At 62.3% G+C, this 18948-nt stretch carries 19 protein-coding genes; 14 read left to right on the top strand and 5 right to left on the bottom strand.

All coding sequences use genetic code 11. The features are described from left to right. Window positions 1-181 precede the first annotated feature (181 nt). Entirely contained in the window at window positions 182-877 is a 696-nt protein-coding gene (locus GC119_RS10090; RefSeq protein WP_151953074.1) for a 5-formyltetrahydrofolate cyclo-ligase, read from the bottom strand. Window positions 878-921: 44 nt separating this feature from the next. Here GC119_RS10090 and galU point away from each other — a divergent pair, with 44 nt between their 5' ends. From galU to GC119_RS10070, 4 genes are all read left to right on the top strand, one after another. Continuing rightward, window positions 922-1836, top strand: coding sequence for a UTP--glucose-1-phosphate uridylyltransferase GalU (galU, locus tag GC119_RS10085; RefSeq protein ID WP_070574703.1), 915 nt, complete (start codon window positions 922-924; stop codon window positions 1834-1836). A gap of 105 nt (window positions 1837-1941) precedes the next feature. Then, a complete protein-coding gene (locus tag GC119_RS10080; RefSeq protein WP_070574702.1) occupies window positions 1942-2547 on the top strand; it encodes a hypothetical protein in 606 nt (201 codons plus the stop codon). A 48-nt stretch (window positions 2548-2595) separates the two neighbouring features. Continuing rightward, window positions 2596-3267, top strand: a complete 672-nt coding sequence (locus GC119_RS10075; RefSeq protein ID WP_070776937.1) for a GNAT family N-acetyltransferase — start codon at window positions 2596-2598, stop codon at window positions 3265-3267. Between the two features lie 207 nt (window positions 3268-3474). Then, window positions 3475-4605 carry a hypothetical protein gene (locus GC119_RS10070; protein WP_070574698.1) on the top strand — a complete coding sequence of 377 codons (1131 nt, stop codon included), beginning with the start codon at window positions 3475-3477 and terminating at the stop codon, window positions 4603-4605. Window positions 4606-4765: 160 nt separating this feature from the next. On the opposite strand, the gene GC119_RS10065 is transcribed toward GC119_RS10070, so the two are convergent. Both GC119_RS10065 and GC119_RS10060 read right to left on the bottom strand, forming a co-directional pair. After that, window positions 4766-6223, bottom strand: a complete 1458-nt coding sequence (locus GC119_RS10065) for an NAD-dependent succinate-semialdehyde dehydrogenase (RefSeq protein WP_070574697.1) — start codon at window positions 6221-6223, stop codon at window positions 4766-4768. A gap of 173 nt (window positions 6224-6396) precedes the next feature. Next, window positions 6397-6678 carry a GNAT family N-acetyltransferase gene (locus GC119_RS10060; RefSeq protein ID WP_070574695.1) on the bottom strand — a complete coding sequence of 94 codons (282 nt, stop codon included), beginning with the start codon at window positions 6676-6678 and terminating at the stop codon, window positions 6397-6399. A 109-nt stretch (window positions 6679-6787) separates the two neighbouring features. On the opposite strand from GC119_RS10060, the gene GC119_RS10055 reads away from it, so the two are divergent. The 5 genes from GC119_RS10055 to GC119_RS10035 all read left to right on the top strand — a co-directional run bounded on the left by GC119_RS10055 (window position 6788) and on the right by GC119_RS10035 (window position 12663). Further along, window positions 6788-7747 (top strand): ornithine cyclodeaminase family protein, encoded by a 960-nt coding sequence (locus GC119_RS10055; RefSeq protein WP_141750213.1) that lies wholly within the window; start codon window positions 6788-6790, stop codon window positions 7745-7747. Next, window positions 7744-8292, top strand: coding sequence for a GNAT family N-acetyltransferase (locus GC119_RS10050; RefSeq protein WP_070574691.1), 549 nt, complete (start codon window positions 7744-7746; stop codon window positions 8290-8292). Before GC119_RS10055 ends, GC119_RS10050 begins: the two co-directional genes overlap by 4 nt. Before the next feature lie 172 nt (window positions 8293-8464). Further along, window positions 8465-10117, top strand: coding sequence for a long-chain-fatty-acid--CoA ligase (locus GC119_RS10045; RefSeq protein ID WP_070574689.1), 1653 nt, complete (start codon window positions 8465-8467; stop codon window positions 10115-10117). A gap of 123 nt (window positions 10118-10240) precedes the next feature. Next, window positions 10241-11716 carry a peptide MFS transporter gene (locus GC119_RS10040; protein ID WP_070574687.1) on the top strand — a complete coding sequence of 492 codons (1476 nt, stop codon included), beginning with the start codon at window positions 10241-10243 and terminating at the stop codon, window positions 11714-11716. Then, window positions 11716-12663, top strand: a complete 948-nt coding sequence (locus GC119_RS10035; RefSeq protein ID WP_070574686.1) for a 3-hydroxyacyl-CoA dehydrogenase NAD-binding domain-containing protein — start codon at window positions 11716-11718, stop codon at window positions 12661-12663. The genes GC119_RS10040 and GC119_RS10035 overlap by 1 nt, the downstream gene beginning before the upstream one ends. A 190-nt stretch (window positions 12664-12853) precedes the next feature. Here GC119_RS10035 and GC119_RS10030 read toward each other — a convergent pair whose 3' ends face one another. Continuing rightward, window positions 12854-13225, bottom strand: a complete 372-nt coding sequence (locus GC119_RS10030) for a nuclear transport factor 2 family protein (RefSeq protein ID WP_070574684.1) — start codon at window positions 13223-13225, stop codon at window positions 12854-12856. A gap of 283 nt (window positions 13226-13508) precedes the next feature. Between GC119_RS10030 and GC119_RS10025 the strand changes: the two genes are divergently transcribed. The 4 genes from GC119_RS10025 (at window position 13509) to GC119_RS10010 (ending at window position 16787) form a co-directional block, all read left to right on the top strand. Continuing rightward, the gene (locus GC119_RS10025; RefSeq protein WP_193215655.1) at window positions 13509-14837 is read left to right on the top strand and encodes a short-chain fatty acid transporter; all 1329 of its coding nucleotides are present in this window, start codon (window positions 13509-13511) and stop codon (window positions 14835-14837) included. 100 nt (window positions 14838-14937) lie between these two features. Further along, the gene (locus GC119_RS10020; RefSeq protein ID WP_151953072.1) at window positions 14938-15423 is read left to right on the top strand and encodes an NUDIX hydrolase; all 486 of its coding nucleotides are present in this window, start codon (window positions 14938-14940) and stop codon (window positions 15421-15423) included. Next, window positions 15424-16188 carry a phosphatase PAP2 family protein gene (locus GC119_RS10015; protein ID WP_151953071.1) on the top strand — a complete coding sequence of 255 codons (765 nt, stop codon included), beginning with the start codon at window positions 15424-15426 and terminating at the stop codon, window positions 16186-16188. Then, complete coding sequence (locus GC119_RS10010) at window positions 16185-16787, top strand: DUF2127 domain-containing protein (RefSeq protein WP_151953070.1); 603 nt, start codon at window positions 16185-16187, stop codon at window positions 16785-16787. The genes GC119_RS10015 and GC119_RS10010 overlap by 4 nt, the downstream gene beginning before the upstream one ends. Before the next feature lie 70 nt (window positions 16788-16857). On the opposite strand, the gene GC119_RS10005 is transcribed toward GC119_RS10010, so the two are convergent. Beyond that, window positions 16858-17511, bottom strand: a complete 654-nt coding sequence (locus tag GC119_RS10005) for a DUF805 domain-containing protein (RefSeq protein WP_151953069.1) — start codon at window positions 17509-17511, stop codon at window positions 16858-16860. Window positions 17512-17655: 144 nt separating this feature from the next. Between GC119_RS10005 and GC119_RS10000 the strand changes: the two genes are divergently transcribed. Then, window positions 17656-18942, top strand: a complete 1287-nt coding sequence (locus GC119_RS10000) for a CDP-glycerol glycerophosphotransferase family protein (protein WP_151953068.1) — start codon at window positions 17656-17658, stop codon at window positions 18940-18942. Window positions 18943-18948 lie beyond the last annotated feature (6 nt).

Here is an 18948-nt window from a genome sequence, read left to right as displayed (position 1 = left end):
CCGTTTTTTTAAGGGGAGTGGGAGTCGGGGGGTTTTTTTTTTCCCTGGGGGGGGGGTGTGTGGGGCCCGTGTCCCCCCCCCAAAAAAGTAGCCCCCGCCCGCCCGCCCCACCCCCCCCCGCCCCCGCCGCACCCCCCCCGAACTCCGCCGCCCGCCAAGGCTCCTGCGAGTGCCGCACCGACTATTCGGCTGTGCGCAGCCCGTCTTCCGTCAGGACCGACTGAACGGTGAGGTCCCATTCCTCTGCCGCCAGGCGACCGCCGAACTCCCAAGAGAAGCAGACTCCGGTCAGCGGCACCTCGTGAGCCAGAGCGGCAGCCTGCCCCTGCGGCCCGAAAGTGCGGTCATAGAACCCGCCGCCGTTGCCCAGCCGGGTGCCGTCGGCACCGAACCGTAGGCCCGGAACCAGCACGAGCGGAGCATGCGGTCTGTCCTGGGGGAGCGCACCGCGCTCAGGCCCGGAAGTTTCCGAGGCGCCGGCCCGGTTCTCTTTGGAATCCACGCTGGCAGGTTGGGTGAGGTCGAGCAGGTGTTCGGCCAGCTGCGCGGTGGTGAGCTCTTCGCGGGGTTCGCGAATGTGCCACTTGCCCCGCGGTGGGAGGTCCATGCGGCCGGGAGCTCGCCCCCAGGTGAGCGGCCTATTCGGGCGGGTGACGGGCAGGAACACGGTGCCGCCGTCGTGCATGTGGGCATTCAGCGCGGAATCGAGGTTGGGTTCGCCGGGCAGTGCCGCGTAGGCGACGACGGCAGGACGACCGGCGATGAGTCGAGCGGTCGCGCGTGCCAGACGCTTCTGTGCGGATGCCGCAGCAAGGCTGCCTGACCTGCGGGTTTTCCGCACATCGGCGCGCAGAGCGGCTTTGATGCTGTGGTCCATCGTCGCTCACCTTCCGTTCATCTGTTACAGCTTAGAATGACCGCATGAAGAACCCTGAGAGAAAAGTCCGCAAAGCTGTTATTCCGGTTGCCGGACTCGGTACCCGTTTCCTCCCGGCCACGAAGGCCATCCCCAAGGAAATGCTTCCGGTGGTTGACAAGCCCGCCATCCAGTACGTCGTCGAAGAAGTCGTCGATGCGGGGCTGAACGACGTTCTCATGATCACCGGGCGCAACAAGCGGCCGCTGGAGGACCACTTCGACCGGGTTGACGGGCTGGAAGAGACACTGCGGGCAAAAGGCGATGACGCCAAACTGGAAAAAGTCCAGAAGGCCAGCACGCTGGCGGATGTTCACTATGTGCGCCAGGGAGATCCCAAGGGCCTGGGCCACGCCGTTCTCAAAGCCGAGCAGCACGTGGGTGACGAACCTTTTGCCGTGCTTCTGGGCGATGACCTCATTGACACGAACAACCCCATTCTGCCGACCATGATCAAGGTGCAGGAAGCTACGGGCGGTTCAGTTGTCGCGCTCATGGAGGTGCCCCCGGAAGACGTCAGCCTGTACGGCTGCGCAGCGGTTGAAGATGCTGCTGTTGAAGGTCTGGAAGTTGATTCGGCCGTCAAGATCACCGGTCTGGTTGAAAAGCCGGCAGCGGAAGAAGCCCCGTCGAACTTCGCAGTCATCGGACGCTATGTGCTCGCACCGGAGATCTTCCCCGTGCTGGCGCAGACCCCACCTGGCCGCGGCGGTGAGATCCAGTTGACCGACGCTTTGCAGACACTGGCGGAAGACCCGTCTTCGAATGGTGTCTACGGCGTTGTGTTCTCAGGCGACCGCTATGACACGGGCGACAAGCTCAGTTATCTCAAAGCTGTTGTCACCCTCGCCGGCCGCCGCGATGACCTGGGCAAAGACCTCAACGACTGGCTGCGCGACTACGTGAGCGCCCTTGACTGAGAAGGGTGATGCGGCAGGCGCTGCCCCAGATGCGCAGATGAGCATGCCAACGCGCGCTTCTGCCGCTGTGCGCTCATGCCCAATCGGCATCCGGGAGGTTCTCTGATGACTGCGGGTCAGTGGCAGCCGCCTCACAGAAGTGCTGCGGTTGCGCCGCTCGGGGGCGATTCGCTGGCAGCGCAGGCGGCGACCTCCGTGCACGAAGAGCTCGAAAGCGCCGGTTTTGACTCCATCGAAGCACTCCTGCCGGATGTTGCCGGTGTGGGGCCGCTTTGCGATGCCTTTGCTGATTCGGCGGATCTGCTCGTGCTGGTCGGAGGGCTCAGCGCCGATGACAGCATGGATGTGGCCGGCGCCCTGTCACAGTTCACCGACACGCCGCTGCCGGGGCTGCAGGCGATCATCTTCGATTCCGCTCGCCGTCACGGGGCTGCTCACGTGCTGTTCACGGCCCCGTGGGTTGGATGGGTCGGCACGACACTCGCTATTGCCCTGCCCGCTGACGAGGCGGTGGCAGCTTCCGTCATGTCCGAACTGCTTCCGCTGTACTCCCAGCTGTTGGAGCAGCGCGACAGCGACACTGGGCCGGGCGGGCCCTCTGATCGTCTGCGCGGTGAATCTCGCAGCGGGCCCGGAAATGAACCCTCCGGCGGTGCTTCGATCCTTCAGATGCCGCGCCCTGTCACCCCGGATGACGAGGGTGATGCTTAAGCGCGCGGCGCTGTGGGGCTGAGAGGCGTGGGTGCTCCGTGGTGGCCGATGCGACTGGTGGGCCCGCAGAGCTTGGTTCTGCGGGCGCTCAAGCGCTCTGACGCTGCGGCCTTTGCCGAGGTTCGGGTGGCTAATCGCGATTGGCTCAGACCGTGGGACGCAACTCTGCCCGGGGCTTCCGTGCCCGGCGGTTCTGCGGCCTGGGCGGCGAGCAGCCTTGACGAGCAGTCTTCCGATCCGGATCTCCGAGCGGCCCTTAAGGAGGAGCGCACCGCGTTTCACTTTATGCGCCGGGCATTGAAAGCACGGGCCAGAAGGGGAGAGGCGCTCCCGTTTGCCATTGAGATTGCCGGGAGTTTTCGCGGGCAGGTGAGCGTTTCGGATATTCAGTGGGGGTCGATCGGCTCAGCGCAGATCGGCTATTGGATTGATTCGCGCATGGCGGGGCGGGGGCTCGTTCCGCTTGCTGTGGCTATGACTGTCGACGCCTGTTTCTTTGAGCTGGGGCTGCACCGGGTGGAGATCAACATTCGACCCGAAAACGCCAAGAGCCTCCGCGTTGTCGAAAAGCTGGGATTTCGGTTTGAGGGTGTGCGCCGAGGGTACATGCACATTGCGGGAAAGTGGGCGGATCACCGCTCTTACGCCCTGCTTGCTGACGAGGTGCCCACCGGGCTGACCAGCCTCTACACCCGTGACCGCGGGTGGGCAGATGGGTGAGGCGCCCTGAAGGTGAGTGGGCAGGCGGAGCTCGGCTGGTGCCTCGGCAGTTGGGAAAAGCGTGCTGGCAGGCAGTGCGGGGCCGTGAATGTGAATAGACGCTGACAATGTGACAGACACACCGCAAAGCATCCCCCACCCAATAAGGGGTCTGCATATTGTTGTGTTCTGGATGATCAGCGAAAACGGCGCCGGACGGACACATCTATGAATTCACACAGCTCATCGCAGCCGCGCAGCACTCGGGAATCTGCACGCGGCGCGCAGAATGCTGCTTCGACTCACAGCGGTGCGCCAGCACACCGTGGTGCTGGCAACGGCGACGCTGCAGCCGGTGTGGACACGCGCAATGTGCGACGCGCGCTCGGAATCGGTTTTCTGCTCTTCAGCCTCACAACGATCGTCACGTTCTTCTTTTCCCTGTTCACGGCTCTGACCTGGGCGGTTCCCGTGCTCAGCACAGCCATGGCGCTCAGCTGCGTGCTGGTTGTCATAGCCATCAACGGCGAAGCCTCCGAAAGCGCAGTCGAGCGTCGTTCAGCTCCCGCCGGTCGCGCTGCTGATCGGGTGGCTGGTTCGCAGGGTGCTGCCGGTCGGACTGCCGGTGCTCAGGCTGGAACCGGCAAACCTGCGCCCGCAGCAAAAGCTGCCCCGACCGTAAAAGCTGCCCCGGCCGCGCAGCCGGCGCGCACTGCGCAGAAGACCCGCACCGCTGAGCCCACGCCGACGGTGAAAGCTGAGCCTTCCTCGGCCAAGGTGAGCCGGCAGACGCCCGCGCAGAAAGACAAGGCGACTGCCGCCTCGTCGGATTCAAAGCCTGCTTTTCGCGATAGCGGAGACAATAGCGAAGCCCGTGCTGAGGACGCGCGTCGCTTGGCGGCCAGCTCTGCGCGCCGCAACGATGCTGCAGGCCGAGAGGTGTTGGACCTCGAAGCTCCGACCGGCGAAATCCCAGTTGTCTCAACTGGTGTTCAGCGCACCCGAGAGGTCGTGGCGAGTGCTGAGTTTGCGCCTCGCCCGGTGCCGGAGCCCACGTACGTCAAGGTGGCTCGGGAGGCTGGTGAGAAAGCCGCGCAGGATGCCGCAGGCGATGCGCAGAAAGCTGAAGGCTCACCTGCAGAACGCGAATCCGCCGCCGAACACTTCGCGGCGGCCGACGGCACTGTTCCCGAACTGGTCGATGCGGCAAAGGAAGATGACGGCACTGCGGCCCTGAAACACGGGCGGAAGGCAATCCGTGCCGACAAGCAGACCGCGCAGCTGGGCGCTGTGTCGCGTGCTGCTGAGGACGCCGCCTATGCAAAGGTCAACGATCTGCTGGCTCGCCGCCGCGCCTGATCTCTGAACTCAACTGCTGAAGCCTCGCCCGGTTCTATCACCGTGCGAGGCTTCAGTATTTCAGCGTCCTGCACGCCGGGTGGTGTGCAGATCAGGGCGCATCCGGAGGCAAAAATCGCCTCCATATGCGCCCTGATCTGCAGAAGTGCGCGCTGAGCAATCAGCCGACGGGCGTGGCAACGTACTTGATTTCGAGGTATTCGTCGATGCCGAACTGCGAACCTTCGCGTCCCAGACCGGATTCCTTGACCCCGCCGAAGGGGGCGGCCGGGTTGGAAACGAGGCCGGTGTTGAGGCCGACCATTCCGGCTTCGATCTGCTCGGACAGACGCAGGGCCTTCTCCAGGTTCTCCGTGTAGAGGTACGACGACAGCCCGAATTCGGTGGCGTTGGCCATCTCGATGGCCTCGTCTTCACTGTCGAAGGTGTAGATCGGGGCAACCGGTCCGAAGATCTCTTCGTGGTTGATGGCAACACCGGCGGGGATGTTCGTCAGAACGGTCGGCTCGTAGAAGAAGCCGTCGCCTTCAATGCGCTTGCCGCCGGTGACGACGGTCGCACCGGCGGAAACGGCCTCATCCACCAGCTCAGCAACCTTGTCGAGTGCCTTTTCTTCAACCAGCGGCCCGATGTCAACGCCTTCCTCAAGCCCGTTGCCGACCTTGAGCGTGCTCATGCGCTCAGCCATCCGCTTGGCGAATTCATCCGCCACGGACGAGTGGATGATCAGTCGGTTGGCCGACGTGCAGGCTTCGCCGATGTTGCGCAGCTTCGCCTGCATTGCCCCGTCGACCGCTTTGTCGAGGTCAGCGTCTTCACACACGATGAACGGTGCGTTGCCGCCGAGCTCCATAGAGGTCTTGAGCACGTTGTCGGCCGCCTGCTTCAACAGGTTCTTGCCGACATCGGTGGATCCGGTGAAGGAGATCTTGCGCGCAATTCCGGATTCCATCCACGGGGTGACCACGCGGCGGGCCGAGCTCGACGTGACGACGTTGACCACGCCCGCGGGAACACCGGCTTCGATGAGCACTTCCGTGAGCATGAACGAAGTCAGCGGGGTCAGCTGCGCGGGCTTGAGCACAACGGTGCAGCCTGCTGCCAGTGCGGGTCCGATCTTGCGGGTGCCCATGGCCAGCGGGAAGTTCCACGGCGTGACCAGGATGCACGGGCCAACCGGCTCCTTGGAGATCATGAGGCGGTTTTTGCCGTCGGTGGACTTCATGTAGTCACCGCCGACGCGCACGGCCTCTTCGGAGAACCAGCGGAAGAATTCGGCGCCGTAGGCCACTTCGCCCTTGGCTTCGGTGAGCGATTTGCCCATTTCAGCGGTCATGACCGCACCGATTTCATCCTGTCGTTCCATGAGCAGCTCGAAAGCGCGACGCAGGATTTCACCGCGTTCGCGCGGCGGGGTTGCCGCCCACGACTTCTGGGCGCGGCCAGCTGCTTCGATGGCGTCCTGCGCGTCCTTTTCGCTGCCGTCGGCAACCTTCGCAATGACTTTCCCGGTGGCGGGGTTGATGACGTCGATGGTGTCGCCGGTTTCGGCGTCGCGCCACTGCCCGTCGATGAACAGTCCCGTGTTGACCTTGTCGATGATCGACTGTGCGTCCATGCTTGAGCCGTCCTTTCTCTTTGCTCCTGTGCCAGTGTATGCGCCCGGGGTGCCGTTCGGCTTCCCCTTTTTTGCTGGTCAGCGCCTGCACTCAACAGCTGACGAGGCGCCGCTCACCACCCTGTCCACGGCCCGGTTCCGCTGTGCTCACCGGCCGTTCGCGGGTGTGTGCGTCATTTGACGTGTTCGGCGTATTCGGGGTGCTTTCCGATGTAGTGCTCGATGTAGCTGCATGAAGGCGTGAACGTAAACCCGTCGTTGACTGATTCGCTGAGCGCGTGGCCTACGATCTGGCCGGCGACTCCTTTTCCGGTGTAGCCGTCGTGGGTGACGGTTTGGAAGAAGTCGCGGTGGGTGCCGTTTTCGCTGTAGGCGGCGAAACCTGCTTCTTCGCCGTCGATGAATCCGACGTAGCGCTTGTTCTCGCGCTGGTGTTCTACGTTGACGTTCGTCATGGGTCTCCCTTCCTCACTCGTCGAAACGAGGTGAGGCGCTCAGCTTATTCCGTCTACAGTGGTGACCAGCACATGCAAACCCGGATACTCAAACCCGTGGGAGGTTTCCTTGTTGAACATCGACGCCGAAACCCTGCTGTCGACCGTGTCGTCAGCTCAGGCGCGCGACGGCATGCGCGAAGCTCTGCGCGGAGGCTATGATCCGGAAACCTGCCTGCCGCGTACATCGGCTGATCTTCCCAACGGCCAATTTCTCTTCATGCCCAGCGCTGTCGGCGATTTCGTGGGCATCAAGGTGCTGACTGTCACCCCGGAGAACGCCGACCGCGGCCTGGCGACAATTCAGGGCAGTGTTCTGCTGTTCGACGGCCAAACGCAGACTCCGCTGGCGACTGTCGACGGTGCCGCGATCACTGAGCTGCGCACTCCCGCTTTGTCAATGGCCGGGGTGAAAGACGTGCTGCAGCGCCGCTTCGCAGAGGGTGCTGCGATGGTGATCTTCGGTGGGGGAGCGCAGGCTGCCGCTCACATTGAGGCCGCACTGGCTACCGTGCCGCTGACCTCGATCACCGCGGTTGTTCGCGGTGAGGGCAAAGCGCAGAGGGTTGCCGAAAAGGCTGCGGAGTTCGGCATCGACTTCACTGAAGCAACGTCCAACAGCCCTGAAGCTGTTGCCGCTGTCCAGCGGGCCGGTTTTATTGTCACGGCGACCGGCGCCTCTGAACCCCTGCTGGAGGATGTCCACGTGCGCGATGACGCGGTTGTCGTCGCGATGGGCTCTCACCTGTTGGACGCCCGTGAACTTCCCGGCGAACTGTTGGGCCGTTCGACCGTCGGCGTGGAAGCTCTCGACAACGGCAGACGTGAAGCCGGGGACGTTCACCAGGCGGTTGAAGAAGGCCACCTGACCTGGGATGAGGTTCTGTCGTTCAGCGACATCGTGAACTCCGCTGGGGCCCGCATTCCCGACGATCGCCCCTTTGTGTGGAAGACAGTCGGCCAAGGCTGGGAAGACATTGTCGTGGCAGGCCTGGCATACCGCGGCGTGCGCGGGGAGGCTGACAAGTGAGCCGTCTTGTAGTCCGCCGCGCCGAACTGGGCGACGCTCCCGCGCTGGTAGAACTGATCGAATCTGCTTACCGTGGCGAGCGCTCGCGCTCCGGGTGGACGACGGAGGCTGATCTTCTGGGCGGGCAGCGGGTCGATCTGCCCATGGTCGAGGACATGATCGGCACCTCGACTGTTCTGGTCGCCTTCCCATCAGATGACCAGGCGCCTGCAGGTCCCCGCTCTCCGCTGGCTACCGTGACGCTTGCCGATGAAGGCGACGGTGTCGCGTATTTCGGCACGTTCGCCGTGTCTCCTGACGCGCAGGGCAGCGGGGTGGGCAAAGAGCTCATGGCCTTCGCCGAATCCTATGCTCAGCGTCAGTGGGGCACGACGGCCATGCGGATGACGGTCATCAGCAAGCGCGCGGAGCTCATCGCCTTCTATGAGCGCCGCGGCTATGTCCGCACGGGGCAGACCGAGCCGTTCCCCTACGGTCAGGAGCGCTTTGGGGTTCCCAAGTGCGACGACCTCGAATTCGCAGTGCTCACGAAGCCGCTGTCCTGAACCTGAAGACTATGTGATCGGGTGCACAGCGGGTTCGGAAATAGGTTTAGACTCATCAGTAGCCATCCGCCGGACAGACCTGTGCGTCAGCCTTCGGCCCACATAGAAGTGGGCTGGCGGCTGCTTTTCGGCCTGTTCGGCGGGACGCTGTTCCCACAGGAAGCGAGGACACATGCTCAAAGGAATCCCTTCGACTCTCGGTGACAGCTACCAGCTGAACACCACCACTCTGATGCGGCACGCGGTGAACAACTTCCCGCAGCAGGTCATCACCCACCGCACCGTTGACGGCCAGTGGCACAACACGACGTACGGTGAATTCGGCAAGCGGGTCAGCCACTTGGCGCACGCTTTGGACAAGTTGGGCATCGGCCCGGGCACGATGGTCGGTGTTGCCGACTGGAACTCGCTGCGCCACTTCGAGCTCTACTTCGGCATCCCCGCACTTGCGGCGACCATGCTGCAGATCAACATCCGCCTGGCGCCGACAGACATTCAGTACGTCGTGAACCACTCGAACGCCGAGTGGATCTTCATTGACGAAACCCTCCTGCCGATTGCCGAAGCGATTGCCAAGGCCAGCTACGTCAAGGGCTTCGTCATCATGACGGACAAGCCATCATCGGAAGTTGAGCACAACCTGCCCAACGCCTACTTCTACGAGGACCTGCTGGCTGAGGCTGCCGAAGAACACGGCGATGACTACGAATTCCAGCAGGTTGAAGAGACCACGGCCTGCTACGCGGGGTACACCACAGGCACCACGGGACGTCCGAAGGGCGTCTACTATTCGCACCGTTCCATGTACCTGCACACCATGGCGGTCATCAGCAACCTCAAGATCGACTTCACTGATGTTGCTATGCCGTTTACGCCGATGTTCCACGTGCTGTCGTGGGGCTTCCCGCAGGCGGCGATGGGTGCCGCAGCGAAGCTCGTTCTGCCGGGTATGTTCTCGGCAACGGACATCGGGCCGGTGGCCGAGGCGATTGCCCGGGAGGGCGTAACCGTCACGAACGGTGCGCCTGCACTGTTTGCGCCGATTCTTGAGTACTTCCGTTCACTGGACACTCCGCCGGATCTGTCGCGCACCCGCATGATCGCCGGTTCGACCGAACCTCCTGTTGCGCTCATGAAGGGCTTTAAAGAACTGACCGGCGCCTATGTCATCCACGGCTACGGTGCGACGGAAACGTCCCCGTTGGCGTCGATCAACTGGCAGCTGCCGCCGTGGCTGCATGACCTGTCGGAGGACGAACAGTGGGACATCCGCCGTGCCCAGGGTGTGCCGCTGCTGGGTGTCGAGTCCCGTGTGGTCGACCCCACTGGCGAGGATGTTCCGCACGACGGCAAGTCCAACGGCGAGATCATTATGCGCGGCCCCTGGATCACGGAGTCGTACTACAAGCTCGATGACAACGACGACCGCTTCATGGACGGCTGGTGGCGTTCGGGCGATGTCGCGGTCATCCTGCCGTCGGGTCACCGCAAGATCACTGACCGCCTGAAGGACGTCATCAAGTCCGGCGGTGAGTGGATCAGCTCGATCGACATGGAAAACGCGATCCTCGATGAACCGGCTGTCCTCGAAGCCGCTGTCATCGGTGTGGCGGATGCCCGGTTCGACGAACGTCCCGTCGCTTTCGTTGTGCCTCGCCCCGGCAAGGAAGTCACGGACGACATGATCATCGCGGTTCTCAAGGACCGTTTTGCCAAGTGGCAGCTGCCGGACAAGATCATCATTGCCGAAGAGCTGCCCCGCACCTCTGTCGGCAAGCTCGACAAGAAGGTCCTGCGCGAGGACTGGGACGAAGCAAACAGCTGATCTGACCAGCGTCTTCTCCTTCACGAGGCGCCGCCTGCCTCCCAGCTGCACCCCACCTAAGGTGCGGTGGTCGGGAAGTTCAGCGGCGCCTCGTGCTCTGTTGTCCTCTACGCTGGTGGAGTGATGAAAACCCCAGCAAAGAGTTCTGACGAAGTCCAAGCGGATACTCGCTTCTTCGGCCACCCGCTTCCGCTCGCCCAGCTGTTCGGCTTGGAGATGTGGGAGCGGTTTTCGTATTACGGCATGCAGGGGATCCTGGCGATCTACCTGTACTTCTCGGTTGCCGACGGCGGTTTGGGCTACTCCAAAACGGTTGCCACCGCGTTTGTCGGCGCCTATGGCGGGGCGGTGTTCCTGGCGACCATTCTGGGTTCCTGGATTGCCGACCGCGTGCTCAGCTCCGAGCGGGTGCTGTTCAGCAGCGCGATCATCATCGTGGCAGGCCACGTGGCGTTGGCGATTGTGCCGGACTTTGCCGGTGTGCTCATCGGTACGGGGCTGGTGGCACTCGGTTCGGGTGGTCTGAAGGCGACTGCTTCGGCGATTGTCGGCACGCTGTATTCGGAAAAGGACCCGCGGCGCGATGCCGGGTTCTCGCTGTTCTACCTGGGCATCAACATCGGTGCTCTGCTGGGTCCGCTGATTGTGGGTCTGCTGCAGGATCGGATTGGCTTCCACATCGGCTTCGGTGCCGCCGCGGTCGGTATGGCGCTCGGCCTGCTTGCCTACATGACCGGCCGGAAGAACCTGCCGGCGGATTCGCGCAGAACGGTCAACCCTCTTCCGCGCAACAAGCTGTGGATTCTGCCGGCGGCCGTCGTGGCGGTTGTGCTGGCCATTTGGGCCGTTGTGGCTTTCGGCTGGCTGACGGTGTCGAATATCTCCACGTGGATTGCCGGGGTTTCTGCCTTCGCTGCGATCGTGTACTTCACGATTATGACCACCAGCAAGCAGGTCACGGCTGTTGAGCGATCGCGCGTGTTTGCATTCATTCCGTTCTTCTTGGCTTCCGTGGTCTTCTGGGCGCTGTACCAGCAGATCTTCGGCGTGCTGGTTGTGTACTCCGATGAAAGCCTCAACCGGGCGGTGTTCGGCTGGGAAATGCCGATTGCATGGGTGACGCTCATTCCCGCAGCGTGGGTGATCCTGCTGTCGATGGGAACGTCGGCCCTGTGGCTACGCATGGGTGACAAGCAGCCCTCGACCATGGTCAAAGCCGGTCTTTCGCTGCTGCTGATCGGTGTCGCGTTCCTGCTGTTCATTCCGTTCTCTGCCAGCGGCACCGGCGGGGCGCGCACACCCTTGCTCTACATGATCTTCTTGCTGATGCTGTTCGTCATTGCCGAACTGCTGATCTCACCCATCGGGCTTTCCGCCGCCAGCCGTTTGGCTCCCAGAGTGTTCCGCTCGCAGATGATCGCCCTGTTCTTCCTGGCCTCCGGTGTCGGAACGTCGCTTGCCGGTGTGACCTCCCGCTTCTACGCGGTGGACAACCAGCTGCCGTACTGGATGTGGCACGGCATTGCCGCTCTGGTGTTCGGCGCCGCTGTGCTGGCCGCGGCCAAACCCGTCACCAAACTCATGAAGGGTGTTCGCTGATGAAGATCGCTGTTATCGGTGCTGGTGTTATCGGCCAGTCGTGGGCCAAGCTGTTTGCCTCTCACGGCCACGAAGTTGTTCTGAGCGATCCTCGGGAGGATCTCGGGGAGATCGTTTCGGGGTTTTCTGCCGAGTTGGCTGAGGCTGGGTCTGGTTCGGGTGAGGCTGACGAGGTGCCGGCTGGGGCTGGTTCGGTTTCGGCCGGTTCCGTGCGGGCTGCGGAGGGGGAAGATCCCCTGGCAGATGCCACCTCGGGAGCTGATTTCGTCCAGGAATGCGGCCCGGAGCGTGTCGATGTGAAGCGCGAACTCTTCGCCGCAGCTGCCCAGCATGCGTCGGCGCAGGCGGTGTTTGCGTCGAGTTCGTCGGCGATCCCGGCATCGGTGACCGCTGCCGAGCTGCCGGACGATGTCGCTGCCCGCCTGCTGGTGGGGCACCCGTTCAACCCGCCGCACATCATGCCGCTGGTGGAAGTCGTGCCTTCGCCGAAAACCTCGGACGCCGCGGTGCAGACAGCTGTCGAGTTCTATCGCGGTGTGGGCCGTGAGCCGATTGTGCTGAAGAAGGAAGCGCGCGGCTTTGTGGGCAACCGACTGCAGAATGCGGTGCTGCGTGAAGCTGTGCACCTGGTGCAGAGCGGTGTTGTGGATGTTGAAGATCTCGATGCTGCTGTACGCAATTCACTGGGCATCCGTTGGGCTGCGGTTGGGCCGTTTGAAGGCCTGCACTTAGGCGGCGGCAAGGCTGGTCTGCGAGGGCTGATCGAGCACATTGGGCCGAGCTTCGCACAGATCGATCTGCCTGAGCCGGACATGTCTATGGAAGGTATGACCGAGGTTTTCGAGCAGACTGAAGCTGCCTACGGCATGCCGCCTGAGGAGTCGATCGCTGTTCGCCGCGACGAAATCCAAAACGCGATCCTACGTGCGAGAGCCGCGGGGCGTTGACGGCCGGGCATGGGCTTCGCTTAACCGTCAGATTCCCTCGCCGGGCCGGTTTCTTCTGCCCGGCGAGGGAATCTGCATTCTAGGTGGAATATTGAGGCGATCCGTGCGTTTTTGCCTCGTTCTTCCGACTAGACGGCAGAGTAACTTTTAGCAGCACCGGCGGAGTTGTGGGCCGAACCCACCTCACACCTCACACTGCGGCGCGGTAGAAGTAGCTGGTGCGCTTGGCGATTGTGCCGTCGGCGTTGAAGACGAAGAAGTCGGCGAAGCCTTCGTGCGCGTCTGAACCGTCTTTGAGCTTGCCGTTGAATTCGCCGCGGGAAGCCGCCTGGCTTCCGCTGACAATGATGTCCAACAGCGTGTGTTCACCAGATTCGATCACGCGGTCTTCCAGGTAGAACCGGCGGATGTCTTCACCGACCATGGTGTCGTAGCCGGGCCGGTCGTACGTGCCGTCAGCGGCGAAGAGGTCTGCGGTGGCGTTGTCGTCACCGGCGTCGACGGTGGTGTAGTACCGGCGGACGAGAGCTTCAACATCGGCGGGGGAGAGTTCGGCTGTCATGGTCCGTCCTTTCGTGTGGCGTCACTGCATTGAGCGTGCGCAGACTCGTTTCTGCGACAGGCGTCTGCATCAGAGGTTTCGCCCTCCGGCTGGGCGTTCTCTACGATAACTGTGAACCAGCACACGAACGCAAAGGAGCGCTCTCATGTCGGAGTCCGCGAACGGACATTCAGATTCCAGCAGCCGCAGTGAGCTTCAATCGCCGGCTTCTGAAAGCCGGGCGGTTGCTGCGGATCGTGCTGAAACCGCCACGCCTCCCAGCTCTGCTGCGGCTCCGGCGATCATGCGGCCGTTGAATTCGCTGTTGGAGAAGTGGACGCCGTCAGCGCTCATGTTCGCTATTGCGCTGAGTGCTGTAGTCGGTGTTCTTGCGCTTGTGCTCACCCCGACTGCACCTGTCGATGTGCTGGTCGGCTGGGGCGATGGCCTTTCGGGTCTGCTGGAGTTTATGACGCAGATGGCGCTGATCATCTTCTTGGGGCACATGTTGGCCCACACTGCGCCGGTGCGGAAGCTTCTGACCAAGATTGCCGATGTGCCTTCCAGCCCCCGTGCTGCCTACGTTCTGGTCTTTTTGGTGGCTGGCGTGTCAGCGCTCATCACGTGGGGTCTGTCGCTGGTGGTCGGTGCGCTGTTGGCGGTCGAGGTGGCCCGGTCGGCTCGTCGCCGCGGATTCAAGGTGCATTTCCCGCTGCTTGTTGCGGCTGGCTATTCCGGCATGGTCGTGTGGCACATGGGCTATTCGGCTTCGGGCCCGCTGACAGCGGCGACGCCGGGGTCGTTCCTCGATGAGGCGATGGGCGGCACCATCCCGGTCACGCAGACCATATTCGTGTGGTGGAACCTGGCGGCTGCCGCTGGAGTGCTCATTGTGATGGCGATTCTGTTTGCTCTCACTGCGCCGAAGTCCAGCGCGCCGATTGTCGAAATGCCCGCGGAAGTCGAGCACGGTGAAGAGCCCTTCGTGGGCGAGGAGATCGTCACTCCGGCCGACCGCATTGACGCATCCCGTGTCCCGACCGTCCTGGTGGGTCTGCTGCTTGCGGCGTATGTTGTCGTTCACTTTGTGCGCGGGGGCACAATGACCCTCGACATCGTCAACTGGAGCTTCTTGACGCTCATCCTGCTTCTGGTGCGCAGTCCGTTCGAGATCATCTACTTGGCGAAGGGTGCGGCGGTCAACGTCGGCGAGATTCTTCTGCAGTTCCCTCTGTACGCGGGCATTATGGGCATCATGAGCGCTTCGGGCCTTATTGAGATCTTCTCGAACGCGCTGGTGTCGATCTCCGGTCCGCACACTTTCGGTGTTCTCGCTTTCCTCGCTGCCGGTGTAGTCAATTTCTTTGTGCCTTCTGGTGGTGGGCAGTTTGCCGTGCAGGGGCCGATCATGCTGAAGGCCGCCGAATCACTCGGCGTCGACCCTTCGGTTGCGATCATGGCGGTGTCCTACGGGGATCAGTGGACCAATATGATTCAGCCGTTCTGGGCGCTGCCTGTGCTCGCAATTGCGGGTCTGAAGATGCGTGACATTCTGGGCTACACCACGATGACCCTTGTGGGTTCGGGCATCGTGTTGGGCGCCACCATGTTTGCGGTGAGCTTCATCGTCTGATGGGCGCCCTCCGACCAGGCAGCACGCCGGGCCCGCGCAGTAACGACCATGGCCTGTACGGGCTCACTGACCTCCCAAGCTGGTGGGCCATACTGGTTGGATGTGCAAGTCCCCGAAACAGCCCCCGAGTGAATCCCCAAAGCAGTCTCCGAAGTCTGTTGTCGTCGCAGCCGTGTGCCTGGTCCACCCCGAAAGGGCCGAGCTGCTGATGGTCCGCAAAAAGGGGACATCGTCGTTTATGCTGCCGGGCGGCAAGATCGAATCGGGTGAGGACGCACAGGCCGCTGCCGTCCGTGAAATAGCAGAAGAGCTGCACTTGAATCTCAACCCGGATCAGCTGGAACTGCTGGGATCGTGGACCACGGATGCGGCTAATGAACCCGACACTCACGTGACCGGGACGGTGTTTCTGCATCGCGGAACACCGGCGGGGCTGAATGCTGAGGATCCGTGTTTCTTCAGCGAAATCGATCAGGCGCAGTGGTTCCCCATTGCGGACCTGCCCGGGGACACTCCGGAGCGTGCCTTTGCGCCGCTGACGCGCAATCATGTCATTCCTGAGCTGCTGAACCGCGGGGTGAAGTGAATGAGCAACCGCGAAGTCGCACCTGGCCCAAATGCCAACCCACCTGTCGAAAAGCCATCCGGCAATAACCGCCCAGCCCCCAATCCGCCTGTCAAGCGGATCAGCACGGGCGTGCTCTTGTTTGCCCTGGTGGTCGTATTCGGCCTGTTTGTGCAGACCAGTGTGGTGATGGAGGCCGACCGCGAAGTGCTCGGAGACATGATTGAGCACCGCAGCGATCCGCGCACTGCTGTTCTGGTGTTCTTCACCAATATCTTCAGCCCCCTGGGCACGATCATCTTGGGCGCGGCGGTGTCGGCCCTCGTGTGGATTCTGGCGCGCAGTTGGCGCCCGGCAGCCTATATTGCAGGCTGCGTTGCGCTCGCCTCGGCCATCACACATTCGCTCAAACCGCTGTATGCGCGCCCGCGGCCCGCGGAGGAACATCGGATGGTGTTGGAAACGAACTTTTCGTTTCCCTCCGGGCACGCAACGGGTACGTCGGCGCTGCTGTTCTCTTCGGCCGTTGTGTTCAGCCTGCTGTTTGTGCGCCTGTGGCAGCGGGCGCTCATTTGGGCGGGTGCTTTGGGCATGACCGCCCTCATCTGTTTGTCTCGCCTGTATTTGGGCGTGCACTATTTCACGGATGTGAGTGCCGGCTGTTTGGTGGGCGTGGGGGCCTGTTTGGTGCTGTATGTGCTTGTTCGCCGCAGATTGACTGCGCTGAGGAACACAGATGTTCGGAAGAGCACGGATGCCCCGAAGAACACGGAAGCTCCGGCATGACTTTTCATCAGCACGACGCGGCTGAACGCCTAGTGCCGACTCTGGCGGATACGGAAACCCCGGACGAACTCATTCCGCCCGCCCAGCGCAAGCGCGAACATTGGCTGCACGTGATCTTCTACATCACGCTGATCGGCAAGGGCCTGTTCGGCCTGGGCCAAATGGCTTCCGGCATTGTGGTTCTCGTTGTGCCCAGGCACGTGTGGCACCAGCTGGCGGTGAAGCTGACTGCGGGCAATGCGGATAACCCTGTCACAGCGTGGCTTCTGCAGCAGACGGAACATCTGGATTCGGGTATTCAGCTGTATGCGGCGGTCTACATGATCAGCCACGCGGCCACGAAGATCGTTCTGGTGTGGGCTGTGCTGAAGGGCAGAATGTGGGCCTACCCGTGGATGCTCGGATTTTTGGCAGTGTTCATCATCTATCAGACATATGAGATCTTCGCCCGCCAGTCGATCTTCTTCTTGGCGCTGACGATCTTCGACATCTTCATTGTGTGGCTGACCCGTCACGAATGGAACCTGCAGAAACGCCAGAAGGTGCTGAAAGAAGCCGCCGCTGCCGCCCAGGAACACCCGGATACACCCGCGGACTGACCCCAGCTCAGAAAAATGGCGAGGTGCCTGCTCATCTGAGCAGGCACCTCGTGGTGGTTGGGCGGTGGGGTCAGTCGCCGGTGTTGTCGTCGTAGCCGGGGTTGCGGGCTGCCAGTTTGGTGGGCAGGAGGCACAGGACGAAGTTGATGAGTCCGCCCAGGTAAGGGACGAAGGACAGGAATACGAGGGCGCCGTGCATGCCGGCGTCTTGGATGCGTCGCCAGCCGGAGGACAGGGTGGGCACTGCGGCGGCCAGCAGGAACAGGAACGTTGCGAAGAAGCTGATGATCGCAAAGCCTGGGATATAGGGGTCTGTCGGATAGCTGCCGGTGGTTTTGAATGTTTGCTGCGCCTGGTTGTTGCTGATGATGAGGCCGACGATGGCGGGGGAGAACAGAACAAGGCAGGTCAGGGTGTTGATCAGCTGTGGCCACCAGTATTCAGACCTCGATGCGTAGCCTTTGAATCGCACGTATTTCTTCCAGAAGCGGATGTAGGCGGTTATGGGTTTCGCGCCGTAGAGAGGCTGCGACAGCGGGGGTTCTTGGCCAAGCTGGCGGTAGTCGGCCTCTGTCATCATTGCGTTCTGCGGTGTGGACTGTGCCCCACCGAAAGGCTCCCCAGCGCTGAATGAGGATGCTCCGGGCTGCTGCTCGTAGCTGCTGTATGTCGGAGGCTCGTAGCTGCCGTATGTCGGATGCGGGTCGTTGGGATTCGAGCTCATGTTTCTCCACGGTTGGGTGATGCTGCTGACCGCCAGTCTAGTGTTTTCTGACAGTTGTATGGGAAGTCTCGGCGTGTCTAGACCCCCGCCTTGGCAGCCGGAACCCGAGCGCTTTGACAGCTTCACGCTGGCATACTTGTCAGCATGATGAACAGGGTGTCCCACGTGCTTTCATCGGCGAAGCGATTCTCAGCCCAGATGGGCCGTGAACTGTCGGTGCGTGCAGCAGAACGGCGGTTGGATCCGAAGTTCAGGCCGTCACGTGATGACGGCTTTGTGGTCGGGGTGTATCACGCGGGTGACAGGGCGTCGTCGTATCAGCTCAAGCAGTGGCTGGCCCCGATTGAGGACCTTGCGGCCACCATGAGTTTGGAGTCGGGCACCACTTTGGACGGTCCGGGCGATAGTGCACCGTGGCCGGTGGGCATTCTGATGCGCAATCTGGACAACGCCCGCGAAATCGCCCAGCTGACGGAACTGCCGGTTCGCTATGCGCGCCTGACGGCTGACCTTGATCGCTTTATGACTCAGCCCACGCTGTGCGCGGTGCTGTATGTCAATCAGGCTGTGCTGAATTTTCAGGCTCTGCGGTATCCGGGGCCAGCTCATGTGCATTTGTCGCACGGTGAGAGCGAAAAGATCTCAATGGTGTCGAATCAGCTGAAGGCCTATGACTGTGTATTCACGGCCGGTTTGGCTGCTAGGCAGCGGATTGAGAAGGCGCTTCTGGGGCGGCTGCCGGACATGAGGGATGTTGGCAGGCCCCAGTTGGACTATGCGCAGCCTCTGCCCCAGCGCTTCCAGCAGGTGCTCGATGGCAGCAGGCCCACTGTGTTCTATGCACCCACGTGGGAAGGCGATTCGCCGTCAATGGCCTACGGCACCGTCGCCCAGTCGGGCGTGCCTTTGGTAGAGGGGCTGGTGAACGCCGGTTTCGGTGTCATCTACCGGCCGCATCCGCGCACCGGGGTGGTCAAGCCGGAGTGTGCTCGGGCTGATGCCCAGATCCGTGAAATTGTGGCGGCCGCAGAAGGCTCTGTTTTTGATGATTCGCCGACGGTGTCGTGGCAGTTTGCCGCAGCAGATGCGTGTGTTGCGGAAATGTCGTCAGTTGCGTTCGACTGGTTGGCAACGCATAAGCCGCTGGTGGCGCTGGCTCCGACCGATCCGGGTGCCGAGGTGGCTGCCGGTGGTCTGTTTGAGCGGGTGCCGTCGGCTGCGGGCACTGCCGAAGGGGGTCGGCAGGCAGCGCAGATGGTTCGGCAGCAACTCGACTCAAGGGATTCTGGTCGAGCAGAACGCGAAAAAGTGTGCCGTTACTACTTGGGCGATACGAGCCCCGGAAGCCAGAGGCGGCGCTTTGCGGCGGCTGTTGCCGGTGTTGTGGAGCAGCGCTGGGCCGATCGGCAGCTCAATGCCGGCAACAGTTGAAGTCTG

It is taken from the genome of Brevibacterium sp. Marseille-P9724 (assembly GCF_902500275.1).
GTDB lineage: Bacteria > Actinomycetota > Actinomycetes > Actinomycetales > Brevibacteriaceae > Brevibacterium.
Note: the sequence above shows the minus strand (reverse complement) of the source record. Positions and strands in the feature narration are given on the sequence as shown.